Source organism: Leisingera sp. F5, from assembly GCF_001593695.1.
Window position 1 is genome coordinate 1 of the sequence record NZ_LUKH01000958.1, and the last position, 1,409, is coordinate 1,409.

General features: G+C 60.3%; 2 protein-coding genes and 1 pseudogene. All 3 read right to left on the reverse strand.

Annotated features, from left to right (window positions below; genetic code table 11):
* Positions 1–708, reverse strand: a 708-nt coding sequence (gene lptB, locus A2I95_RS37835; protein WP_291737572.1) for an LPS export ABC transporter ATP-binding protein, incomplete at its 3' end; no start/stop codon positions are given.
* The gene (gene lptA / locus A2I95_RS37840) at positions 708–1,220 is read right to left on the reverse strand and encodes a lipopolysaccharide transport periplasmic protein LptA (RefSeq protein WP_259988500.1); all 513 of its coding nucleotides are present in this window, start codon (positions 1,218–1,220) and stop codon (positions 708–710) included. The genes lptB and lptA, both read right to left, overlap by 1 nt.
* Before the next feature lie 3 nt (positions 1,221–1,223).
* A pseudogene (locus tag A2I95_RS37845) lies at positions 1,224–1,409 on the reverse strand (hypothetical protein); the annotation flags it as partial.

The following is a 1,409-nucleotide window of genomic DNA, read 5'->3' on the forward strand; positions in this document are numbered from 1 at the left end:
TTCAACCACTTCCTCAGGGCTGCCGGACATCAGCACCTGGCCGTCATGCAGGATATAGGCCCGGTCCACGATCTCCAGGGTCTCGCGCACGTTGTGGTCTGTGATCAGCACGCCGATACCGCGTTTCTTGAGGTCGGAAACCAAATGGCGGATATCGCCGACTGAGATCGGGTCGACGCCGGCAAAGGGTTCGTCGAGCAACAGGTATTTCGGGTCCGCTGCCAGGCAGCGGGCAATCTCAACCCGGCGCCGTTCACCGCCTGACAGCGCCAACGCGGGTGCGCGGCGCAGGTGCTCGATCGAGAAATCGGACAACAGTTCTTCCAGCCGCTCGCGGCGTTTGTGTTCGTGTTTTTGCGAGATGTCGAGCACTGCGGAGATGTTGTCCTCCACCGACAGGCCGCGGAAGATCGACATTTCCTGTGGCAGATAGCCGATGCCAAGGCGAGCGCGCCGGTACATCGGCAGGCCGGTCACGTTCTGGCCGTCGATGCTGACGGTGCCCGCTTCGGGGAAAACCAGACCTGCAATGGCGTAGAAGCTGGTGGTCTTGCCAGACCCGTTGGGACCCAGCAATGCCACCACCTCGCCGCGGTTCAGCGACATTGACACGTCGCGGATCACCACCCGTTTGCGGTAGGATTTGCGCAGTTTTTCAATACGCAGCCCGGAGGAGCCTTCGGTGACGGTCAGACCAGGTTTCGCCATCAGTTGCTGCCGCCGTTCGGGTTCAGGATAGTCTTCACCCGGCCGGCCATTTTGGCAGTGCCGGAAGTCAGGTTCACCTCAAGCCGGTTGGAAGCCAAGGTACCGCTTTTCTGGTTCAGGAGCACATTGCCGGTCATCACGATAGTGCCTTGGTCAATGGTGTATTCGGCGCGCTGTGCCTCGGCGGCGTCCGGGCCGCTTACCAGAACCACATTGCCGGTGGCTTCCAGCCGTTCTATGCCCGCTTTGGCGTCTGCTTCGTCGGCGGTTTTGTAAATCACCAGAACCTTGTCTGCAGACAGCCGCATGATGCCCTGAATAATGAGCACATTGCCGGTAAACTCTGCCGAGCCATTTGCCTGGTTGACTGCCAGGTTGTCGGCGGTGACTTCAACCGGCTGGCTGGGATCGGCCTTGACGGCGCCAAAAGCGACGGATGCCGTCTGCGCCGCCGCGAGGCTGGGAAATACCGCGAGCGGCAGGCAAAAAATCAATGCGCGCAAATAGGACACAGGTTATCTTTCCGGTTTCTGGGGTTCATATAGCAGCTTCACCCCGTTTTTGAACAGCATATGGACCGGTCCGCCCTCGGTTTTCACTCCGATACGCATATTACCGGCGGTCAGCTCGCCGATCGGGCCAGTCGCACGGACTGCGCCGGGACTGTCTGCTTCAAGCCCGCTCAGCGCTGTGTTCAGCTC